This is a genomic window from Mesorhizobium sp. RIZ17 (genome assembly GCF_051127865.1).
GTDB lineage: Bacteria > Pseudomonadota > Alphaproteobacteria > Rhizobiales > Rhizobiaceae > Mesorhizobium > Mesorhizobium humile.
The window spans coordinates 5,623,173-5,643,932 of the sequence record NZ_CP147861.1; the positions used below are offsets into that span (position 1 = coordinate 5,623,173).

At 63.6% G+C, this 20,760-nt stretch carries 18 protein-coding genes; 3 read left to right on the forward strand and 15 right to left on the reverse strand.

Annotation, left to right across the window (positions count from 1 at the left end; all coding sequences use genetic code 11):
* Positions 1 to 30: 30 nt before the first annotated feature.
* Positions 31 to 2,490: a ComEC/Rec2 family competence protein gene (locus WDX12_RS27380; protein ID WP_434722683.1), complete on the reverse strand. Its 2,460-nt coding sequence runs from the start codon at positions 2,488 to 2,490 to the stop codon at positions 31 to 33.
* A 102-nt stretch (positions 2,491 to 2,592) separates the two neighbouring features.
* Here WDX12_RS27380 and gltX point away from each other — a divergent pair, with 102 nt between their 5' ends.
* Both gltX and gltA read left to right on the forward strand, forming a co-directional pair.
* Positions 2,593 to 4,017 carry a glutamate--tRNA ligase gene (gltX, locus tag WDX12_RS27385; protein WP_434722684.1) on the forward strand — a complete coding sequence of 475 codons (1,425 nt, stop codon included), beginning with the start codon at positions 2,593 to 2,595 and terminating at the stop codon, positions 4,015 to 4,017.
* Between the two features lie 183 nt (positions 4,018 to 4,200).
* On the forward strand, positions 4,201 to 5,529 hold the full coding sequence (gene gltA / locus WDX12_RS27390; RefSeq protein ID WP_320295691.1) for a citrate synthase: 1,329 nt from the start codon (positions 4,201 to 4,203) through the stop codon (positions 5,527 to 5,529).
* Between the two features lie 52 nt (positions 5,530 to 5,581).
* Here gltA and lpxB read toward each other — a convergent pair whose 3' ends face one another.
* From lpxB to WDX12_RS27455, 13 genes are all read right to left on the reverse strand, one after another.
* Positions 5,582 to 6,769, reverse strand: coding sequence for a lipid-A-disaccharide synthase (gene lpxB / locus WDX12_RS27395; protein WP_434722685.1), 1,188 nt, complete (start codon positions 6,767 to 6,769; stop codon positions 5,582 to 5,584).
* On the reverse strand, positions 6,759 to 7,676 hold the full coding sequence (locus WDX12_RS27400; protein ID WP_434722686.1) for an LpxI family protein: 918 nt from the start codon (positions 7,674 to 7,676) through the stop codon (positions 6,759 to 6,761). The genes lpxB and WDX12_RS27400 overlap by 11 nt, the downstream gene beginning before the upstream one ends.
* Positions 7,663 to 8,493: an acyl-ACP--UDP-N-acetylglucosamine O-acyltransferase gene (gene lpxA / locus WDX12_RS27405; RefSeq protein WP_434722687.1), complete on the reverse strand. Its 831-nt coding sequence runs from the start codon at positions 8,491 to 8,493 to the stop codon at positions 7,663 to 7,665. Before lpxA ends, WDX12_RS27400 begins: the two co-directional genes overlap by 14 nt.
* A gap of 15 nt (positions 8,494 to 8,508) precedes the next feature.
* Positions 8,509 to 8,970, reverse strand: a complete 462-nt coding sequence (gene fabZ, locus WDX12_RS27410) for a 3-hydroxyacyl-ACP dehydratase FabZ (RefSeq protein WP_320295695.1) — start codon at positions 8,968 to 8,970, stop codon at positions 8,509 to 8,511.
* A complete protein-coding gene (gene lpxD / locus WDX12_RS27415; protein ID WP_320295696.1) occupies positions 8,963 to 10,018 on the reverse strand; it encodes a UDP-3-O-(3-hydroxymyristoyl)glucosamine N-acyltransferase in 1,056 nt (351 codons plus the stop codon). The genes fabZ and lpxD overlap by 8 nt, the downstream gene beginning before the upstream one ends.
* A gap of 79 nt (positions 10,019 to 10,097) precedes the next feature.
* Complete coding sequence (bamA, locus tag WDX12_RS27420) at positions 10,098 to 12,464, reverse strand: outer membrane protein assembly factor BamA (protein WP_434722688.1); 2,367 nt, start codon at positions 12,462 to 12,464, stop codon at positions 10,098 to 10,100.
* Between the two features lie 218 nt (positions 12,465 to 12,682).
* Complete coding sequence (gene rseP, locus WDX12_RS27425; protein WP_434722689.1) at positions 12,683 to 13,825, reverse strand: RIP metalloprotease RseP; 1,143 nt, start codon at positions 13,823 to 13,825, stop codon at positions 12,683 to 12,685.
* 101 nt (positions 13,826 to 13,926) lie between these two features.
* Entirely contained in the window at positions 13,927 to 14,742 is an 816-nt protein-coding gene (locus WDX12_RS27430; RefSeq protein WP_434722690.1) for a phosphatidate cytidylyltransferase, read from the reverse strand.
* A 12-nt stretch (positions 14,743 to 14,754) separates the two neighbouring features.
* Positions 14,755 to 15,474, reverse strand: coding sequence for an isoprenyl transferase (locus WDX12_RS27435; protein WP_320295700.1), 720 nt, complete (start codon positions 15,472 to 15,474; stop codon positions 14,755 to 14,757).
* A gap of 31 nt (positions 15,475 to 15,505) precedes the next feature.
* A complete protein-coding gene (frr, locus tag WDX12_RS27440; protein WP_140642694.1) occupies positions 15,506 to 16,060 on the reverse strand; it encodes a ribosome recycling factor in 555 nt (184 codons plus the stop codon).
* Between the two features lie 90 nt (positions 16,061 to 16,150).
* The gene (pyrH, locus tag WDX12_RS27445) at positions 16,151 to 16,873 is read right to left on the reverse strand and encodes a UMP kinase (RefSeq protein ID WP_040987265.1); all 723 of its coding nucleotides are present in this window, start codon (positions 16,871 to 16,873) and stop codon (positions 16,151 to 16,153) included.
* Positions 16,874 to 17,039: 166 nt separating this feature from the next.
* Positions 17,040 to 18,149, reverse strand: coding sequence for an aldo/keto reductase (locus WDX12_RS27450; protein ID WP_434722691.1), 1,110 nt, complete (start codon positions 18,147 to 18,149; stop codon positions 17,040 to 17,042).
* Positions 18,150 to 18,181: 32 nt separating this feature from the next.
* Positions 18,182 to 18,709: a nuclear transport factor 2 family protein gene (locus WDX12_RS27455; RefSeq protein WP_320295702.1), complete on the reverse strand. Its 528-nt coding sequence runs from the start codon at positions 18,707 to 18,709 to the stop codon at positions 18,182 to 18,184.
* A gap of 114 nt (positions 18,710 to 18,823) precedes the next feature.
* Between WDX12_RS27455 and WDX12_RS27460 the strand changes: the two genes are divergently transcribed.
* A complete protein-coding gene (locus WDX12_RS27460) occupies positions 18,824 to 19,750 on the forward strand; it encodes a LysR family transcriptional regulator (RefSeq protein WP_320295703.1) in 927 nt (308 codons plus the stop codon).
* Between the two features lie 54 nt (positions 19,751 to 19,804).
* Here the strand turns inward: WDX12_RS27460 and tsf are convergent, their stop codons facing one another.
* Positions 19,805 to 20,725, reverse strand: coding sequence for a translation elongation factor Ts (gene tsf / locus WDX12_RS27465; RefSeq protein WP_434722692.1), 921 nt, complete (start codon positions 20,723 to 20,725; stop codon positions 19,805 to 19,807).
* Positions 20,726 to 20,760: the final 35 nt, after the last annotated feature.

Genomic DNA, 20,760 nt, shown 5'->3' on the forward strand with positions numbered 1-20,760 from the left:
GCGGCGGTCTTCGCCGGAAATGCGTGACATCTATTCTGTCGGCTGCGGCGCGGCCGCCGGCTTTTCCGGTCGTTGATAGGGCGGCAGCCCCCTCGCCTCGCGTGTGTATTTCCGCTGCTCGTGCCAGGGACGATATGGCTCGTCGACCGCGTAGCGAACGGTTGGCCGGGCGGTCGCCGATTGCGGATCGAAGAAGATAGCGGCGCTGCCGTCGTGAGCCAGCTGCCGCTTGGTGACGACGAGCACGCGCGGATCGCGGCATGGGTTGTAGGCCGTTGCATCGTTGATGACGATGAGATCTGCGAACCCGCAGGCCGGTCGGGCGCTGCCGCGGTTCTCGGCAAGCGCGACGATGGCGCCGGAAGGATGCCGGCCGATGCAGAGGTCTCCGGTGCAGTAGAAGGGCGAGCCAGGCGGCAGGTCGACGGGATCGGCGATGTCGAGGGCGTCCTTGGCGAAGGTCTCCGGCGGCACGATATCCTCGGCTTTCAGCGCTCGTTTCCAGTTGTCGGTGGTGAACTCGTTGGAGCGCGCGCGGTTGATCGCAAGCTCACCGCCTCCGATCGGCATCGCCACCAGACGCGCGTCCTCCGAGACAAGCACATCCGGCGTGCGGACATGCGGAATGGCCAGCAGCGCCGCGAGCGCGAAGGGCACCGCGGCAAGCCTGAGCCACGTGGTCGCCATCGTTGCGATGACCAGCGCGACCGTCGCCAGCAGCACCGACTGGATCGAGATCAGCCCGACGGCGTCGACCGGTGAGCGCTCGGATATCCACGCCGAAATGGCGATCATCGCCGTCAGGCCCTTGCCCATGACAAAGAGGAAGGGACCGTCGAAGCCGAAGGGCATGGCGAGCGCGCTCAACACGGCGAACGGCATGACGATCAGCGAAACGATCGGCATGACCGCCAGATTGGCCAGCAGGCTGAGCGGCGACACGCGCTGAAAATGCCAGATCGCAAACAGCAACGTCGCGCTGCCTGCGATGAGCGACGTTATGGCGGCGCCGCCCACGCCAACCGCCAGTTTTTGCGATACGAACCCGAGAAACGAACGCCTTGCCGGCGGCGCTGTCGTTTTGCCGGCGCGATAGTCGGCAAAGCCGGCATAGGCGCCGACAAGCGCAGCGGTGGCGGCGAAGGACATCTGGAAGCTCGGGCCGACCACTTCGTGCGGCGAGACCAGGATGACGGCGATGGCAGAGATCGCCAGGTTGCGCATGGTCAGCGCCGCGCGGTCGAAAAGCACGGCGACCAGCATCACGGCCAGCATGATGAAGCTTCGCTCGGCCGCGACCACGATGCCGGAGATCACGAGGTAGGCGGCAATCGAGGCCAGCGCGATTGCAGCGGCATATTTCTTCACCGGTCGGCGTGACGAGAAATCCGGAAACAGCGCGAAGGTGCCGCGCAAAAGGACCATGATCGTGCCCGCGACAAGTGCCATGTGCAGGCCGGAGATCGAGATGATGTGGTAGATGCCGGTGCGCCGCATCGACTCGTTGATCGCTTCCGGAATGCCGGCGCGCACGCCGACGATCAGCGCCGCCGCGATCTCGCCTTCGGACCCGCCGATGGCGCTCCTGATATGGTCGGCAATGCCTTCGCGCGCGTTTTCGACAGCCGATGCGACGCGCGCTCCGAATGGCGCTTCTGCCGGGGCAATCAGCTTTGGATCGCCCAGGAAAAAGCCGCTGCCGCCGATGCCGGCAAAGTAGCTGTCGAAGGAAAAGTCATAGCTGTCCGGCCGAACCGGGCCTGTCGGCGGCAGCAGCTTGGCATAGCCGGTCAGCATCGACCCGGCGATCATCTCTGGCGGGATCCTGCGTGCCGACAGCCTGACGCGGTCCGGCGCATAGCGCAGCTTGGGATGCTCCGTGGAAATCAGATCGATTGTCAGCCGGATGCGGCCGTTGGCCATCGCCTCGGCGGTGACGAGGCGCCCCGTCAGCCGTGTCTGGATTTCGGAACCCAGCATCGGGGTCGCCATCCGCCAGGTCTCCACCTTGGCCGCGAGAAAGCCCAAGGCGCAGAAAAACGCCGCCACGAAGACAAGGTGTGTTCTGTGCCGGGAACGCGAAACCGCCGCGCAGACAGCCATCAGGGCCACCGCCGCGAGCGGCCTGTAGAGATCGGGCTCAGTGTTCAGCGAGAAGTAGTAGATGACACCAGCGGCCAGGAACACCGGCACCAGCAGGAAGCCAATGCCGCGGTCGAGCTCGGTGGCCGCCGCGGTGCCGATGCTTCGGTGGAGTGCGGGAAGCGAGGCGCGGCCAAGCTGTTTGCGGATCCGGCCGATGGTGGCTGTTGTTGGCGGGACCGGCTGTATTGCACCGTCACCGGGCGGCAGCAACACGGCTGGTGCGCGCGGCTCCGGAAGCGAAACCGGCGCTGTCTCTTCGGGTGTGGCATGGGCAAACATCAGGCGTTCGCTGACGCCAGCTGTCGTTCCCCCGCTCTCCTTCGCGCCCCGGCCACGTCCAGCCATCGGGTCTGCCCCTTGCGCCCCAGACCGCCTATGCTACATGAACGCCGGTCGCGTGGAAGTCTGCGCGACACATGCATTTTTCAGTGCTTCTTCGAGAGTTCCATGTCCGACAAGGTCGTCACCCGCTTTGCCCCCTCGCCCACAGGCTACCTGCACATCGGCGGGGCGCGCACGGCGCTGTTCAACTGGCTCTATGCCAGGCACACCGGCGGCACGATGCTGCTGCGCATCGAGGATACCGATCGCGAGCGCTCCACCGAAGCCGCCACGGCCGCCATTCTCGACGGGCTGACCTGGCTTGGCCTCTCCTGGGACGGCGACGCCGTCTCGCAGTTCCAGCGCGCGCCGCGTCATCGCGAGGTGGCCGAGGAACTCGTGCGCATGGGCAAGGCCTATTACGCCTATGAGACGCCGGCCGAGCTCGAGGCAATGCGCGAGGCGGCCCGCGCCAAGGGCCTGCCGCCGCGTTACAACGGCCAGTGGCGCGACCGTGACCCGTCCGAGGCGCCGGCAGGCGTCAAGGGTGCGATCCGCATCAAGGCGCCGACCGAAGGTGTGACGATCGTCAACGACCGCGTGCAGGGCGAAGTGCGCTTCCCGAACAAGGATCTCGACGACTTCATCATCCTGCGTTCCGACGGCGTCCCGACCTACATGCATGCCGTCGTCGTCGACGATCACGACATGGGCATCACCCACATTATCCGCGGCGACGATCACCTGACCAATGCCGCGCGCCAGACGGTGATCTACAACGCCATGGGCTGGGACGTGCCGTCGATGTCGCACATCCCGCTGATCCACGGCGCCGACGGCGCCAAGCTGTCGAAGCGGCACGGCGCCCTCGGCGTCGAGGCCTATCGCGCCATGGGCTATCTGCCCGAGGCTTTGCTCAACTATCTGGCCAGGCTCGGCTGGAGCCATGGCGACGACGAGGTGATGTCAGTCAAGGACATGGTCGCCTGGTTCGACATCGGCGACGTCAACAAGGGCGCGGCACGCTTCGACTTCGCCAAGCTCGAGGCGCTGAACGGCGTCCATATGCGCAAGATGGATGACCAGGCCCTGTTCGACATCTTCGTCGCCACCTTGCCCTATCTCGAAGGCGGGCCGGCGCTCGCGGCCAAGCTCGACGGCGGGCGCAAGGCGCAACTGCTTGCCGCCATGCCCGGCCTCAAGGAGCGGGCAAAAACCCTCGTGGAACTGGTCGACGGCGCGGCGTTCCTGTTCGCCGAACGGCCATTGCCGCTCGACGAGAAGGCGGCGGGCCTGCTCAACGCGGATGCGCGCGCGATCCTGCGCGGCGCGCATGGCGCATTGTCAGCCATCGAAGGCGACTGGAGCGCTGCCTCGGCCGAGGCTTCGATCCGCGACTTTGCACTGGCCGGCGGGCATAAGCTCGGCGCCGTGGCACAGCCGCTCCGCGCCGCGCTTACTGGCCGCAGCACCTCGCCCGGCGTGTTCGACGTGCTTGCCGTGCTGGGCCGCCAGGAAAGCCTGGCGAGGATTGGAGATCAAATCGATTAGGAGCGAACTGGCCTAAGAAGATTGGCATTGAAAGGTGTGTTTCGCAGTGCAACATTAGGCCTTGGCCCAATCTGGCACGCACCTCCTAAAATGCGATTGGCAAGTTCGCGCATTCCGGTGATTTCGACGTGTCGTTTGCAGGAATTGCCTTGCCGGCATGAGGAAACATAAAGGAGTTTGGGAATGAGCGAAGCTGCGACAAAACTGGAACCGAGCGGCAAGGCGCATGAGTCGACCGCCAGGCTCGAACTCGCCGGCAAGACCCATGAATTCAAGGTGCGAAGCGGGTCGACCGGGCCTGACGTGATCGATATCGGCGCGCTCTACAGCACGACCGGCGCCTTCACCTACGACCCCGGCTTCACCTCCACGGCAAGCTGCGAGTCGGCAATCACCTTCATCGACGGCGATGCCGGCATCCTGCTGCATCGCGGCTATCCGATCGACCAGCTTGCCGAACATGGCGACTTCCTCGAGGTCTGCTACCTCCTGCTCTACGGTGAACTCCCGACCAAGGCGCAGAAGGAAGACTTCGACTATCGTGTGACGCGCCACACCATGGTGCATGAGCAGATGTCGCGCTTCTTCACCGGCTTCCGCCGCGACGCGCACCCGATGGCTGTGATGTGCGGCGTGGTCGGCGCGCTGTCGGCCTTCTATCACGACTCGACCGACATCTCGGATCCCTACCAGCGCATGGTCGCCTCGATGCGCCTGATCGCCAAGATGCCGACCATCGCGGCGATGGCCTACAAGTACCATATCGGCCAGCCCTTCATTTATCCGAAGAACGAGCTGAACTTCGCCGCCAACTTCCTGCACATGTGCTTTGCGGTGCCTTGCGAGGAATACAAGATCAATCCGGTGCTGGCGCGCGCCATGGAGCGCATCTTCATCCTCCACGCCGACCACGAGCAGAACGCCTCGACCTCGACCGTCCGTCTTGCCGGCTCGTCAGGTGCTAATCCCTTCGCCTGCATCGCCGCCGGCATCGCTTGCCTGTGGGGCCCGGCGCATGGCGGCGCCAACGAAGCGGCGCTCAACATGCTGGGCGAGATCGGCCATGTCGATCACATTCCGGAGTTCATCGCTCGCGCCAAGGACAAGAACGACCCGTTTCGGCTGATGGGCTTCGGCCATCGCGTCTACAAGAACTACGATCCGCGCGCCAAGATCATGCAGAAGACCGCGCATGAGGTGCTGGGCGAGCTCGGCATCAAGGACGATCCGCTGCTCGACATCGCGATGGAGCTGGAAAAGATCGCGCTGACCGATGAATACTTCATCGCCAAGAAGCTCTATCCGAATGTCGATTTCTATTCCGGCATCACGCTGAAAGCGCTCGGCTTCCCCACCACCATGTTCACCGTGCTGTTCGCCGTCGCGCGCACCGTCGGCTGGATCGCGCAGTGGAAGGAAATGATCGAGGATCCGCACCAGAAAATCGGCCGCCCGCGCCAGCTCTACACCGGCGCCACGGAACGCGATTACGTGCCGATTGCCAAAAGGTAGGAATTAGTGAGTAGGCAGTAGGAAACGACACCTACTGCCTACTGCCTACTGCCTACTGCCTACTGCCTACTGCCTTCCTGATACACCCCATCACCACCTCGGCCGCGATCTCGCCAGAGGGCCGCTCCGTCGCCATGCGCCGGGCAATCTCGGCAAAGCCGGCTTTTTGCCAGGCGCGCATGCCGGTGTCGGCAAACAGAGCTTCCAGGTGCCGGGCCAGATTCTCCGGCCTGATATACTGATCATAAAACTCCGGAACGAGAGCGCGATCGGCAATCAGGTTGGGCAGCAGGGCCGACCAGACGGTCACCAGACGCGGCACAAGGAGGTGCGCAATCGGATCGAGCTTGTAGCAGGACACCATCGGCACGCCGGACAGAGCCAGTTCGAGCGACACCGTCCCCGAGGCGATGAGGGCGGCATCCGCCTTGCCGAAAGCCTGCCATTTGCGCTCGGGATCGAGGATGATCTCCGGCTTGTCGTCCCAGCTTGCGATCGATGTCCTGACCAGATCGGCGACATGCGGCACGGTGGGCAACAACAGGCGCAAGCGATGTCCGCGTTGGTGCAGGATCGACATCGTCTTGCCGAACGGCTCGATCAGCCGGCGCACTTCACCCTGTCGCGAGCCCGGCAGCACGAGCAGCGTCTTTACACGGTCATTGGAAAGGTCTCGCGACAGGCTTTGCGCCTTGGCGGCGCCAAGCGCGAAAGGGTCCTTCGCCAGGCGATGCCCGACATAGGTGCCGGGTGGCCCGCCGAGACGAGCGAGCGCCTTCACCTCGAATGGCAGGATGCATAATATGTGGTCGACATAAGGCTTCATCGCCACCGCCCTGCCCGGCCGCCAAGCCCAGACGCTCGGGCAGACATAATGGACAATGGGGATCGCCGGATCGGCGGCGCGCAATTTCCTGGCCACGCGTAGCGAGAAGGCCGGGCTGTCAATGGTTACGAGACAATCGGGTTTCTCAGCCGCGATCGCGCTCGCGGTTTGTCCGATTCGCCTGACTAGGCGCGGCAGATCGCGCAGCACGTCGCTGAACCCCATCAGCGCGATTTCACTGCCGTCGAACAAAGATGCCAGTCCGCGTGCCTGCAGATGACGGCCGCCGATGCCTACAAGCCTGATGTCGCGGCCTGTCGTCCGTTTCAGCGCCTCGACGATGTCGGCGCCGAGCAGGTCGCCCGATTCCTCGCCGGCGACGATCGCGATCTTGAGCGGCTTGTCAGAGACCATTAGCCGGCTCCCCATTTGCCGGCTGCATTGCGGGCAGACCGATGACAAACAGGCCGAGCGCATTGGCGCGCGCCAGCGTTTCGGGCCCTTCGAGAATAAGCGAACGGCCGGCCTCGACGGCTATGCCGGCAAGGCCTGCCGCATGCGCAGCCTCGACCGTCTGCGGGCCGATGGTTGGCAGGTCGGCGCGCAATTCCTGGCCGGGCTTGGCGCATTTGACCAGCACGCCGCGCGCCTTGCCGGCCAGCCTGCCGTGGCCGCGCAGCTCGCGCATTCTGTCGAGCAGGCCGGCGGTGCCTTCAATGCCTTCCAGCGCGACGGCTCGGCCTCCAATCGCAATCGCTGCCTGGCCGATATCGAGCGCACCGATGGCCTTCGCCGCCTTACGGGCGGCCTCGATGTCGCGCCAGTCAGACTGGTTTGGCTCGGCCGTCGTCAACGAGCCTTCGCCAGCCGTCAGTTCCGGAACGACCTCGTGCGCGCCAACGACCTTGACGCCTCGCTTTTCGAGCGCCTGGGTCAACATCTTCAGCAGGCCATCGTCACCGCGTCGCAAAGCTCTGACCACGGCGGGAATTATCGCCAGCAGACCAAGTGTCAGCTTTATCCTGCTCAGCCGCGGCCGTCGCTTGATCTCGCCGGCAAGGACAAGGTGCGTGATGCCCCGCCGCTTCAGCAACGGAAACAGCAGCCCGATGTCTTCCAGCGCGAGTTTTTCCTGATCGTAGGCCGCGAAGTCCGCCTCGCGGTCGACCTCACCGGCGGCGATGATGATGAAGGGCACAAACCCGTGCTTGACCAGGCCATCCGCGACTTCGACGGGCAGGCTGCCACCGCCGGCAATGATGCCGACCCTGGAGCCAGGCGCGAGTACAAGGCCTGCCTTGGCCGGCTCAGCCCTCGTCATCGCCATTGTCATCGTCACCCTTGAGTGACGGCACGGCAAAGTGCCGTTTGCCGCGACTGGTGATGAAATCGATGATCTTCATGGCCGTTGGCGACCCGGCGAACTCCGCCTTGGCGAGCTCGACATTCTCGCCGACGGTGTGGGAACGATCGAAGATCGTCCTATAGGCCTTGCGCAGCAGGTAGATCTCGGAACGCGGCAGACCGGCGCGTTTGAGGCCAATGATGTTCAAGCCGCGCAGGCTGGCGCGGTTGCCAACGGCAATGGCGTAGGGGATGACATCGCCGACAACCGCCGAGCAGCCGCCGATGAAGGCATTGTCGCCGACGCGCACGAACTGGTGAACGGCGGTCAGGCCGCCGATATAGACATTGTCGCCGATCTCGCAATGGCCGCCCAGCGTCGCGCCGTTGGCGAAGGTGGCGTTCTTGCCGACGACGCAATCATGGGCGATGTGGGCGTAGGCGAGGAAGTTGCCGTTGTCGCCGACAGTTGTCTCGCCACGGCTGGTGTCGGTGCCGACATGCATCGTGACGCCTTCACGGATGGTGCAGTTCTCACCGATGACCAGAGTGGTGCGTCCGCCCTTGTGCTTGGTGTTCTGCGGCGGCGCGCCGAGCGTCGCCATCGGATAGACCTTCGTCCCGGCCCCGATGGTCGTGGCGCCCATCACCGATACATGGCTGGCCAGTTCGACGCGATCGCCGACGATCGAATCGGCGCTGATATGGCAGAAGGGTCCGATGCGGACGCCTTCACCGAGCCGGGCTCCTTCTTCGACGACCGAGGAAGGATGGATGGATGTCTCGACTTTCATGAGCATTTCGAACCGTCAGCCGGTAACCATCATGGCCGAAACCTCGGCTTCGGCGGCTTTCGCGCCGTCAACCATCGCCTCGCAGGCGAATTTCAGCAGGTTGCCGCGCTTCTTGATCTTTTTGACGTGGATCCTGAGCTGATCGCCCGGAACGACCGGTCTGCGGAATTTCGCGTTGTCGATGGTCATGAAATAAACCAGCGACGGCTTCTCGGTGTTGAGGCTGCGAATGCAGATCGCGCCCGCGGTCTGGGCCATGGCCTCGATGATGAGCACACCGGGCATGACGGGCTGCTGAGGAAAATGGCCCTGGAAATGCGGCTCGTTGATGGTCACGTTCTTGATGCCGACAGCGGACTCGTCGCCATCTATGTCGACGATGCGGTCGATCAGCAGGAACGGATAGCGGTGCGGCAGGAGCTTCATAAGCCCCATGATATCGACCGCGTCGAGTGTCGTTGCCACCATGTCAGCCATTTCCGTCGCCTTGCTTGCGCGTCCTGGCCATCCTGCGCAGCATCGCTATCTCGCGCATGGCTTCCGCCATGGGCTGCGCCGGGTAACCTCCCCAGATCTCGCCTGCCGGCACGTTGTTCATGAATCCACTTCTCGCAGCAAGTTTGGCCCCGGGCCCGATGGTCAGATGATCGGCGAGGCCGACACCGCCACCCATGGTGACGTTGTCGCCGACGACGACGGAACCGGAAATACCCGAAAGCCCGGCTATAATGCAATTGCGGCCGATGCGAACATTGTGGGCGATCTGCACCAGATTGTCGATCTTGGTGCCTTGGCCGATGATGGTGTCGGACATCGCGCCGCGGTCGACAGTCGAGTTGGAGCCGATCTCGACATCGTCCTGGATGACGACGCGGCCGATCTGCGGCACGCGTTCAGGTCCCTTGGCGCCGCCGACGAAGCCGAACCCGTCCTGGCCGATCCGCGCGCCGCCATGGATGATCACGCGATTGCCGACAAGCGCATATTGAATGCTGGCGCCGGGGCCGATGAAGCCGTCGCGGCCGATCTGGCAGGAACGGCCGACAACCGCGTGGGGCGCAATGACCGTGCCGCTGCCGATGGATACGCCGGGGCCGATCACGGCGCCGGCCTCTACGATCGCCCCCTCTTCGACATGCGCCGACGGATCGATGAACGCATGCGCCGATATGCCGGTTTCTCCGGTCATTGGCCCCGGAGTCGCGGCCTGCGGAAACAACAGCCGCCCGACCATTGCGAAAGCCTGTTGCGGACGTGGATGCATGAGCACCGCGATGCCCGGCGGCGCCTTGCTGGCAAAATCGACGGGGCACAGGACCGCGGCCGCCCTGAGCGACTGCATCAAGGCGAAATTGCGCTTGCCGTCGACAAAGACGAGCGCGCCATCGCCACCCTCGTTGGCGGGAGCCAGCGCCTCGATAGCAATTTCGGCCTGCGCGGAATCGAACAGGCTGGCGCCGGTCAGATTCGCGACCTCGCCAGCCGTATACCGGCGTGAAGGCGCGAAGAACACCGGATCGGTCATTCCAGAAGCAATATCCAGCTGGGTCGGATCAGTCCACTCCGGGCCGTCAGCCGGCCCGGAACCATTCGCAACCACGAAATCAGAAGCGGGTCGCGATACCGAAGTTGAATTCCTGCACGTTGTCGGTCGACTCTTTCTTGACCGGGATCGCATAGTCGATGCGGATCGGGCCGAACGGCGAAGCCCACATCAGGCCGACACCGACCGACGCGCGGAGCTTCATGCCGACGGAGTCCGGGTTAACGTCGGCAAGTTTGTTGCCATAGAGCGTCGCCGCATCAGCGAACACAGCACCGCGCAACCCGAAGCTCTCCGGAATAACCGGAAGCGGGAACTGGGCTTCTGCCGAGGCGTTGAAATAAGTCGTGCCGCCAAGGTGATCGCCGCTGCCGTCACTGGCCACAGGACCCATGCCACCATACTCGAAGCCGCGGATCATTCGATCGTTACTCTGGAAGAGATCGAAGATACGGAGATCGTTACTGCCGTAGCCCGCGATATAACCGGCCCCACCCGAAACAAGGCCGACAAGGTCAAGCTGTTCCGACAAGGTCTGGTAGACGCTCGCACGACCGGTCACCTTCACCCACTTGGCGTCGCCGCCCAAACCAGCGAACTCGGTTGTACCGGTGATATAAAGGCCCTCATGCGGGTTCTTCATATCGTCGATGGTGTTGTAGACCAGGCCGAGGCTGACCGACGACTTGAGCCAAGGGCTTTCTGCAACGCCATCCCGAATCGCCTGGGAGATGGTGCACTTCGATGGATCGTAGGCACCACCCGCATTCAAGCACCCGTCAGCGAGAGAATATTTTTCCTGGGAGATATTGTACGCCAGCTGCGTCGAAATGTTGTCGGTGATCGGCAGGCCGAACCGAACCGTCGCGCCGGTGGTGTCCGTATCGTAGTGATTGTACTCGCGGGTCGACTTGTAGATGTCGAAGCCTGCGGCGATGCGCCGGCCGAGGAAATAGGGCTCGGTGAAGGAAACGGCGAAGTCGCGCGAATGCTTGCCGCCGCCGGCGGACAGCTTGATGTACTGGCCGCGGCCGAGGAAGTTGCGCTCGGTGATCGAGCCCTCGATGGATGGGCCAGGCGTGTCGCCGCCGGTCGAATAGCCGGCGCCGACCGAGAACTCGCCGGTCGACTTCTCGACCACGGTGACCACGAGCACGACCTGGTCAGGGGCCGAGCCAGGCACGGTCGAAATGTCGACGGACTGGAAATAATCAAGGTTTTCCAGCCGCTTCTTCGCGCGCTGGATGAGAACCTGGTTGAAGGCATCGCCTTCGCTGACATCGAATTCGCGACGGATGACATAGTCGCGCGTGCGGTCGTTGCCGCGGATTTCGATGCGCTCGACATAGGCCTTGGTGCCCTGATCGATGGTGTAGACGACCGAAATGGTGTGGTTCTCGAAATTACGGTCGCCGCGCGGCGTCACCTGGGCGAAGGCATAGCCCGAACCCGCGACCTTTTCGGTCAACGCAACGATCGAATCCTCGACATCCTTGGCGTTGTAGACGTCGCCCTTGTGGGTCTCGACCGCGGACTCCAGCGACTTCGAGTCGACTTCCGGGATGGTGCTTTCCACGCTGACGTCGCCGAACGTATAGCGGTCGCCTTCCTGCACGGTGATGGTGACCGTGTATTTGTTGGTGGTGTCGTCGAGCTCGCCGACGGCCGAGACGACCTGGAAGTCGGCATAGCCGTGATTGTAGTAGAAGCGGCGCAGCAGTTCCTGGTCGGCGCGCAGCTTGTCCTCATCATAGACGTCGTCGCGCAGCACAAAGGACAGCCAGGACGAGCGCTTGGTGTTGATGACATCCGACAGGCGGCGGCTGGAATAAGCGTGGTTGCCGACGAAATTGATCGCCGCGATCTGGGTGCGACCGCCTTCGTTGATGTTGAAGACCACGTTCACGCGGTTGTCGCCGAGATCCATGATCTGCGTGGTCACGGCAGCGTCGTCGCGGCCGATGCGCTTGTAGGCGGCCTTGACCGCCTCGACGTCGGCATCGAGCGCCTGCTGCGAGAAGGTCGCGCGCGGCTTCAGCTGGATGGCGGCCTGGAGCGCGTTGTCCTTCAGCTTCTTGTTGCCCTGGAACAGGACCTGGTTGACGACCTTGTACTCGGAAACCTTGACGACCAGGCTCGAACCGACCTGGTTGATCTGAACGTCCGAGAACAGACCGGTGCCGAACAGCGCCTTGACGGCATCGTCGATATCGGAGCTGGAGAAGGGCTTGCCCGGCTTGATCGAGATGTAATTGCGGATGGTTTCCGCATCGACCCGCTGGTTGCCGCTGACCTCGACACGCGAAATGACCGCGGCCTCAGCCACAGACGTGGCGGCGAACTGCACTGCGAGCGCGCCTGGCACGACCAGAGCGGCGGACAAAGCCGCCGCGGAAGCGGCGCTCAGAAACTTGGATGCTGCCTTCATCGGGCTTTTGTACCTTTTTCTCGTAGTCCCCACGGCGAGAAAACCGGACGTGCGGTATTTTCCCTTACCGTATTAACCGGATTTTCCCTACACGCAAGGCTCCCGGTTAATTTGTATTTACTTAACCGTACCGCGTGGCTTTCGCGTCACGCATATCCCCACGCATGGTAAACGGCATCTCAATGCGACCGGGTCTGAAGCCAAATTTCTTCATGATTTCAGCATCCAAACAGATCATTCCAAAACACGAAGCCCATGAAGCCCAGCACCAGGAACAGCCCGGTCCTATAGGCCATCTCCATCATTCGCTCCGAAACCGGTCGCCTTATGACGGCCTCCACGCCGTAGAACAAGAGGTGGCCGCCGTCGAGAGGGGGAATCGGCAGGAGATTGAGAAAACCTATCCCGACTGACAGAAATGCAACAAGCTGCACCAACCACTCGAAGCCGAGCTTGGCTGCCTGTCCCGACATCTTCGCGATCTTGATCGGACCGCCCAGTTGGCATTTGTCCTCGCGTCCCAGCGCAAAGCGCTGCAGGAACTGGCCGGTGCGCTCGATCACATGCCCGGTTTCCTCCACCGCCGCCACCACGGCGCCGGCCGGCGTATAGGAGATCAGGCGCGGCTGGCCGAGTTCGGCGTTGTTGACGACGCCAATAACCGCGACCTTGATCTTGTTGCCCAGCGCATCCTGCTGCTCCATGGGCTCCGGCGTGGCCGTAACGTCGATTTCCTTGCCGTCGCGCAGCATGGTGAAGGTGATGGCGTCGCCCGCCCGGCCCGAAACCAGCCGCTGCACGTCGGCAAAGGTCTCCACCTTGCTGCCGTCGACTTTGACGAATCGGTCGCCTGGCTGGATTCCAGCCTTTTCCGCCGGGCTGCCCTTGGTGACTTCGGCGACTGTCGGCTCCAGGACTGGACGGCCATAGAGGGAAAACAGCACCGTGAACACGGCGATCGTCAGCAGAAAATTGAACAGCGGCCCGGCAACCACGGTAGCAGCCCGCTTCCATATGGGTTGCGTATGAAAGGCGACCTCGCGCTCGGCTTCCGTCAGCGATTCGAGCTCTTCGGTGCTCGGCTGGCTCGACGTCGCGTTCATATCGCCGACGAATTTGACGTAGCCGCCAAGCGGAATGGCGCAAAGCTTCCAGCGCGTGCCGCGGCGATCGTAGAAACCGAAGATCTCAGGGCCGAAGCCGATGGAAAAAGCCTTCACCCCGATGCCGCACCAGCGGCCGACCAGATAGTGGCCCATCTCGTGGACGAACACGACCACGGTCAGCACGAACAGGAACGGCACCAGCGTGCCAAGGACGAAGCCTTGTGTGCTGAAGACCGCGTGAAAGATGTCGTTCAAGTCATGCCCTCAAATTCGCCCACGCGCGACATTCCACCGCGACTGTGGCATCAATCCGGGCGAATCCGTGGCGCGCGCCATTTTTCGCCTTACCCCGCCGTTCAGTTCGGAAATAGCCCCAATGCCGGATGCTCGGCGCCCGCCGCGATCCAGCCCATGACGTACAGCGCGAACGCGGCCGCGACAAGCCCGTCCACCCTGTCCATGACGCCGCCATGGCCGGGAATGAGGTTGCTCGAATCTTTGGCGCCGTGCCGGCGCTTGACCCATGATTCGAACAGATCGCCGATCTGCGAAACGATCGAAAGAGCGAGCGCCACGAGGCCAAGCTGGACGAGATTGCCGGCCCCGGCCGCAACTGCCAGCAGCAATCCGGCAACAACGCCGCCTGCCGCGCCGCCAAGCGCGCCGCTCTGCGTCTTGCCGGGTGAGATCGACGGCGCGAGCTTGGGTCCGCCGACCGCGCGGCCGACGAAATAGGCGCCAATGTCGGTCGCCCAGACCACGGCGAACAGGAAGAGAATCGCAATCAGCCCGGAATGATTGTCGTCACGGAGAAAAGCGAGCGAAAAGCCGGAAAGAGCCGCATAGGCAAGTCCAGGGGCTTCCCAGGACGCAGCCCCCTTGATCCGAGCGGCAATGGCCGCGACCGCCACAAGGATCGCGACGAGCAAGAGCAGCCACAAGGCTGGCAGCCCAGCGATCAGCGCGCCGATGAAGACCAGAATCAGGGTTTCCGGCAGGAAGCCGAGAGCCGCGCCGCTCCCGGCGCGCGCCATGCGCGTCCATTCATAGAAGATCAGCGCAGCGATTCCCGCGCTAAACAGCCGGAACGGCAACCCGCCGAGCCAGGTGAGCGCAAGCGTCAGCGCCGCCATCACGATTGCCGAGATGACGCGCTGCTTGAGGTTGCTCATTCGTGGCGGCGCCTAAAGCGCGACATCGCGGGCGGCAAGCCCGCCGAAGCGTCGTTCGCGGCCGGCAAAGTCGCGCAAGGCGTCGGCCAGGTGCTCGCGGCTGAAGTCCGGCCAATAGCAAGGCAGGAAGACGAGCTCGCTATAGGCCGCCTGCCAGAGAAGGAAGTTCGACAGCCTGAGTTCGCCGCTGGTGCGGATCACCAGCTCGGGATCGGGAATGCCCTTTGTGTCGAGCGACGCGGCAAAACTTTCCGCCGTGATCGCGTCGCTCGCCATGTCGCCGCGCGCGACGGCATCCGCCAGCTTGCGCGCCGTGCGCACGATCTCGTCACGGCCGCCATAGTTGAAGGCGATCACCAGCGTCAGCGACTCGTTGCCGGCGGTCAGCGATTCGGCCTCCTGCAGCAGTCCCCTGATGTCGGGCTGCAGCCCCTCCTTGTCGCCGATCACCCTCACCCGCACGCCGTTCTGGTGCAGTTCGGCGAGATCGCGGCGGATGAACAGCTTCAACAGACCCATGAGGTCGCTGACCTCGGTTTTCGGCCGCGACCAGTTCTCCGAGGAAAAAGCGTAGACGGTCAGGTAGGAGATGCCAAGCTCGGGCGCGGCGCGGACCGTCTTGCGCAGGGCCTCGACGCCGGCGCGGTGTCCGGCAAGGCGCGGCAGGCCGCGCGCCTTGGCCCAGCGTCCGTTTCCATCCATGATGATCGCGACATGCGCGGGCGTTGCCATGGTCTCGCTTTCGAGCCGGAAAACCCGACCCCTAAACCTGCATGATTTCAGCTTCCTTATCGGAAAGCAGGTGATCGATGGTGCTGATCGTCTCGTCGGTCAGCTTCTGCACCTGGTCGGAGCGCTTGCGCTGATCGTCCTCGCTGATGGTGCCGTCCTTTTCCGCCTTCTTGAGGAAATCCATCCCGTCGCGACGGACATGGCGCGCGGCGACACGGGCATTCTCGGCATAGCCGTGCGATATCTTGACCAGTTCCTTGCGGCGTTGCTCGTTGAGCTCGGGCAACGGAATCCGCAGATTGGTGCCGTCGACGATCGGGTTGAAGCCGAGATTGGCTTCGCGGATGGCGCGGTCGACCGCGCTGACCATCGACTTGTCCCAGACCGAGACCGAAATCATGCGCGGCTCAGGCACTGTCACATTGGCCACCTGGTTGATCGGCATCGTCGTACCGTATGCCTGCACCTGGACGGCGTCGAGCAGGTTGCTGGACGCCCGGCCGGTGCGCAGCGAAGCCAGATCGTGCTTGAAGGCGGCGATCGCCCCGTCCATGCGTCGCTTCAGGTCTTCGAACTCGCCACTCATGATCATCTCCTCGACCCGTTCGCCGGGTTCACTGCTTCTATCGTTATTTGGTCCAGGATTCCGTAGCCGCGTAACGGATCCCGGCGCCTGTTACTTGTCCGTGACGACCGTGCAATGGCCGCCGCCCCTCAGAATATCGCCGAAACCACCTTTTTCGTGGATCGAATAGACGATTATCGGAATGTTGTTTTCGCGCGCAAGTGCAATCGCGGCGGTGTCCATGATCGCAAGCCCGCGTTTGATGACTTCCGCATGGCTGATACGATCGAAACGGACCGCATTCGGGTCCTTCTTGGGGTCGGCCGAATAGACCCCGTCGACCTGCGTGCCCTTGAACAACGCATCGGCGCCGATCTCGGCGGCGCGAAGGGCCGCGGCCGAATCGGTGGTGAAGAAGGGATTGCCGGTGCCGCCGGCAAAGATGACGACCTTGCCCTGGTTCATGTAGGCGGTCGCCTGGCGCTGGGAAAAGCTCTCGCAGAGCTCCGGCATGGCGATCGCCGAAAGCACGACGGCGTCGACGCCGATCTTGTTGAGCGAGGTGCGCAGCGCCAGCGAGTTGATGACGGTGGCGAGCATGCCCATGTGATCGCCGGTGACGCGGTCGCCGCCCTTCGAGGCCACGGCGACGCCGCGAAAGATGTTGCCGCCACCGATGACGACGCCCACTTCCACGCCTAGCGCGCGCGCCTCGGCGATGTCGGCGGCGATGCGGTCGACGACCGAGACGTCGATGCCGAAATGCTGCTCGCCCATCAATGCTTCGCCGGAAGCTTTCAGCACGACACGTCGATAGAGGGGCTTCACCGTCATCTCATTCCTCGAAATCTCGGCGCGGCAATTTTGGAGGCGAAACCGCCCCCGCTTCATCCGGCGATGCTGTCATGACGGGTTGACCCGATACACGAAGGGCGCGGCGATGTCACGCCGCGCCCTCGTGCAAAATTCCAGGCTTTTTGGGTCAGTTGCCGCCTTTTGATCAGTTACTTGAGATGCTGACCGCCTCGCCTTCGATCATGACGGGAGGCGAATAACCGGCCGGCTTGTCGCCGGTCACGGCGCCGCCGGTCACCCGGACCTGAATCTCGGAGCCGAAATAGGAATGCGGGAACGGCGCAGGCGTGGCGCTGACCTTTTCCAGCCGGGCGCGAAGTTCGGCGGGAATCGAAAAATCGAGCGCGCCGAGATTATCCTCGATCTGCGCAGGCTTCGTCGCTCCAAGGATGACGGAAGCGATGCCCGGCTGCGTCGCCGCCCAGTTGAGCGCGACCTGGGCCATGCTGCGGCCGAGCTCGGCGGCCACCTTCTCGAGTTCCGCCACGATCGCCCAGTTGCGGTCGCTGAACTTCTGGAAGCCGGGATGCGTGGTGTTGCGGAAACCGTCGAGCCGCCCGGCGTTTCCGGCTTGCGTCGGTCTGTATTTGCCGCTGAGCAGGCCGCTGGCCAAAGGGCTCCACGCCATGATGCCTGCGCCATGACGGGTGGCGAACGGCACGTATTCATGTTCGATGGCGCGCTCGGCCAGCGAGTATTCGAGCTGCAGCGCCGAGACCGGCTCGTAGCCGCGCAGTTCGGCGATCGCCTGGGCGCAACCGGCATACCAGGCCGGCACGTCGGAGAGGCCGATATGGCGCACCTTGCCGGCGCGAACGAGGTCGTCCAGCGTGCGCAGCACCTCCTCGGCCGGGGTGATCCTGTCCCAGACATGCAGAAGGTAGAGGTCGATATAGTCGGTGCCGAGCCGTTTCAGCGACGCCTCCACGGCGCGCATGACGTTCTTGCGGCCGTTGCCGCCGGCATTCGGATTGCCGGCCTCGGAATTCATGGTGAATTTGGTGGCGATCACTGCCCTGTCGCGCAGGCCCCGCTCGGCGACGAACTCGCCGAGCCAGGTCTCGGCGGTGCCCCCGGTGTAAAGGTCGGCTGTATCGAAGAAATTGCCGCCCGCTTCGACATAGGCGTCGAACATCGCGCGGGCGGTGTCCCTGTCAGCACCCCAGCCCCATTCGGTGCCAAAGGTCATGGTGCCGAGAGCCAGCCGGCTGACGCGCAACCCGCTGTTGCCCAACGTGTAATAGGTCATGGTCATCGTCGTGTCCGTTTCGATCCGGTTGCCGCCGCTTACTGGCCGGGGGTCGCCTTGACCCAGGGATTGCCGCGCTCGTGCGTCATGCGGAAGGTGAAGCCGTCGACCTTCCAGCCGGACGCCGAGCGCGTCAGGTGGTGCTCGTAGGTGCCCCAGACTTCCCACAGCGGGTCGCCGTTGCCTTCCATCCGGTTCCAGGCATAGCCGTTGGAACGGACAGTCGCGGCGTTGGCTTCAAGCGCGACCTGATGGTTGGTGCGCAGATGCAGGCTGGTCTTGCTGCCCTTGAGGTTGCCCGCCCAGGCGCCGATCAGATCGTCGGAAGCGATGTTGGCTGCGGGCTGCCCGGACAGGCTGCTGAAATCGGCGGTGACACGCTCGGCGAAATAGCTGCGGGCGAGCTTCCAGTCCTGCGCGTCCACCGCGCGGTCGATGGCGTCGGCGATGCGGATGACGGCGCCCTCGTCGGTAAGCGCCTGCCAGCCGGCCGGCTCGGCGCCGCCGGCATCGATCGGCGCCAGCGCCATGCCAGCGGCAAAAGTTACATGTCTCAATGCGTTCATTTCTTCTCTCCTTGGGCATCAGTCCGCCGCCGACGTGTTGACGATAATGTGGAGCAGCTCAAAGGCGTCGATAAGATTGCATTGTTCGCATGGACTGTGCGATATCATTCATGAATGGATCGCGATTTGCTCACGCACCTGCCGGTCATCGTCGCCGTGGCGCGGCGCGGCGGCTTCGCGCTCGCCGCGGCTGAGCTCGGCATGAGTCCGTCTGCCGTCAGCCATGCGGTGCGGCTGGTGGAAGAGCGCATCGGCCAGCCGCTCTTTGCCCGCACGACGCGCAGCGTCTCGCTGACCGAAGCGGGCAAGGCGCTGGTGGAGACGGCGGCCCCGGCCCTGCAGGACATCGGCGAGCGGATGGACCGCATCCGCGGCGTGAAGGGAAGGCCTGCCGGCCTGCTCAGGATCAACGCCTCCAACATAGCGATCCCCCTGGCGGTGACGCCGGTGGTTGCGGCGGTGGCGGAACGCTACCCCGACGTGACGGTCGAGATCGTGGCCGACCAGGGACTTATCGATATCGTCGGCGAAGGCTTTGACGCCGGCATCCGGCTGGGTGAAATGATCGCGCAGGACATGGTCACCGTCAGGATGACGCCGCCGTTCAAAGCCGTGATCGTCGCCTCTCCCGCCTATATCGCTAAGCACGGCCGTCCGCGCGACGTGGCCGATCTCGCCAATCACAACTGCATCGGCTACCGGCTGGTCCGATCGGGCGCGCTTTACCGCTGGGACCTGAACGACAACGGCAAGGATGTCGTCGTCGAAACGCGCGGCACGGCCATCGTCACGGATTCGCTTGGCGCCATCGATCTGGCGCTGGCCGGGGTCGGGCTCGCCTACGTGTTCGAGCCGCTGGTGCGCGCCGACCTGGCGGCCGGCCGCCTCGTCCAGATCCTGCCGCAGATGGCGATCCAGGAGCCCGGCCTCTTCCTTTACTTCCCGCGCCGCGCATCGATGGCGCCGAAGCTCAGGGCTTTTATCGACACCGCACAAGAAATCGGCCGAGCATCCATGCGGACACCCGGCCGAGTCGCCTGAGCTCGTGAGCTCGTCACCTTAAGGGAAACGCTGGGCGCTCCCTTGGGATCAGAGCTATTTCTTGACCGCGGCAGCGACTTCCGCCGCAAAGTCGGTCGTTTCTTTCTCGATGCCTTCGCCAAGCGCGAAGCGCAGATAGGCAGTGATCTTGGCCGGAGCACCGATCTCCTTCTCGGCATCCTTCAGCGCCTTCTCGACGGTGATGTCGGGATTGAGCACGAAGGCCTGCTTCAGAAGGACGACCTCTTCGTAGAATTTGCGCAGGCGGCCCTCGACCATCTTCTCGATGATCGCTTCCGGCTTGCCGGTCTGGCGCGCCTGGTCGGCAAAGATCGCCTTCTCGCGCTCGACCGCTGCCGGATCGATTTGTTCCGCTGTCAGCGCCATCGGATTGGTGGCAGCGACATGCATGGCAACCTGGCGAGCGAACGCATTGGCTGCATGTTCATTGCCCGTGGTCTCGATCGCGACCAGCACGCCGAGCTTGCCGAGGCCGTCGGCAACCGCATTGTGGACATAGGTCGCCACCGCGCCATGCGGCACGGTGAGCTTGGCCGAACGGCGGAAATTGATGTTCTCGCCGATGGTGCCGACAGCGTCCTTGACGGTCTCGGTGACCGTCTTGTCGGAGCCCGGATACTTGGCCGCGGCAACCGCGTCGGTGGTGCCATAGGCGAGCGCGACCTTCGCGATGTTGCGGACCAGTTCCTGGAACTGCTCGTTGCGCGCGACGAAGTCGGTCTCGGAATTGACCTCGATGATGGCGGCTTCGCGTACGCCGGCGTCAACGCCGATCAGGCCCTCGGCGGCAGTGCGCCCGGCCTTCTTGTCGGCCTTGGAGATACCCTTCTTGCGCAGCCAGTCGACGGCCTCTTCCATATTGCCGTTGGTTTCGTTCAACGCCGCCTTGCAGTCCATCATGCCCGCGCCGGTCAAGTCGCGGAGTTCTTTGACCTGTGCAGCCGAAATGCTCATTGTCGCCTCTTGGTTCAAAATGCGCCGACGCACCA

Bases quoted from the DNA above. Each gene is read 5' to 3' on its own strand.
- lpxA (WP_434722687.1), bottom strand. From the start codon at position 8,493: ATGAAAGTCGAGACATCCATCCATCCTTCCTCGGTCGTCGAAGAAGGA.
- tsf (WP_434722692.1), bottom strand. From the start codon at position 20,725: ATGAGCATTTCGGCTGCACAGGTCAAAGAACTCCGCGACTTGACCGGC.
- WDX12_RS27435 (WP_320295700.1), bottom strand. From the start codon at position 15,474: ATGGCAACGCCCGCGCATGTCGCGATCATCATGGATGGAAACGGACGC.
- WDX12_RS27430 (WP_434722690.1), bottom strand. From the start codon at position 14,742: ATGAGCAACCTCAAGCAGCGCGTCATCTCGGCAATCGTGATGGCGGCG.
- WDX12_RS27460 (WP_320295703.1), top strand. From the start codon at position 18,824: ATGGATCGCGATTTGCTCACGCACCTGCCGGTCATCGTCGCCGTGGCG.
- frr (WP_140642694.1), bottom strand. From the start codon at position 16,060: ATGAGTGGCGAGTTCGAAGACCTGAAGCGACGCATGGACGGGGCGATC.
- lpxB (WP_434722685.1), bottom strand. From the start codon at position 6,769: ATGGTCTCTGACAAGCCGCTCAAGATCGCGATCGTCGCCGGCGAGGAA.
- WDX12_RS27400 (WP_434722686.1), bottom strand. From the start codon at position 7,676: ATGACGAGGGCTGAGCCGGCCAAGGCAGGCCTTGTACTCGCGCCTGGC.
- pyrH (WP_040987265.1), bottom strand. From the start codon at position 16,873: ATGACGGTGAAGCCCCTCTATCGACGTGTCGTGCTGAAAGCTTCCGGC.
- bamA (WP_434722688.1), bottom strand. From the start codon at position 12,464: ATGAAGGCAGCATCCAAGTTTCTGAGCGCCGCTTCCGCGGCGGCTTTG.
- WDX12_RS27450 (WP_434722691.1), bottom strand. From the start codon at position 18,149: ATGACCATGACCTATTACACGTTGGGCAACAGCGGGTTGCGCGTCAGC.
- gltX (WP_434722684.1), top strand. From the start codon at position 2,593: ATGTCCGACAAGGTCGTCACCCGCTTTGCCCCCTCGCCCACAGGCTAC.
- gltA (WP_320295691.1), top strand. From the start codon at position 4,201: ATGAGCGAAGCTGCGACAAAACTGGAACCGAGCGGCAAGGCGCATGAG.
- fabZ (WP_320295695.1), bottom strand. From the start codon at position 8,970: ATGGCTGACATGGTGGCAACGACACTCGACGCGGTCGATATCATGGGG.
- WDX12_RS27380 (WP_434722683.1), bottom strand. From the start codon at position 2,490: ATGGCTGGACGTGGCCGGGGCGCGAAGGAGAGCGGGGGAACGACAGCT.
- WDX12_RS27455 (WP_320295702.1), bottom strand. From the start codon at position 18,709: ATGAACGCATTGAGACATGTAACTTTTGCCGCTGGCATGGCGCTGGCG.
- lpxD (WP_320295696.1), bottom strand. From the start codon at position 10,018: ATGACCGATCCGGTGTTCTTCGCGCCTTCACGCCGGTATACGGCTGGC.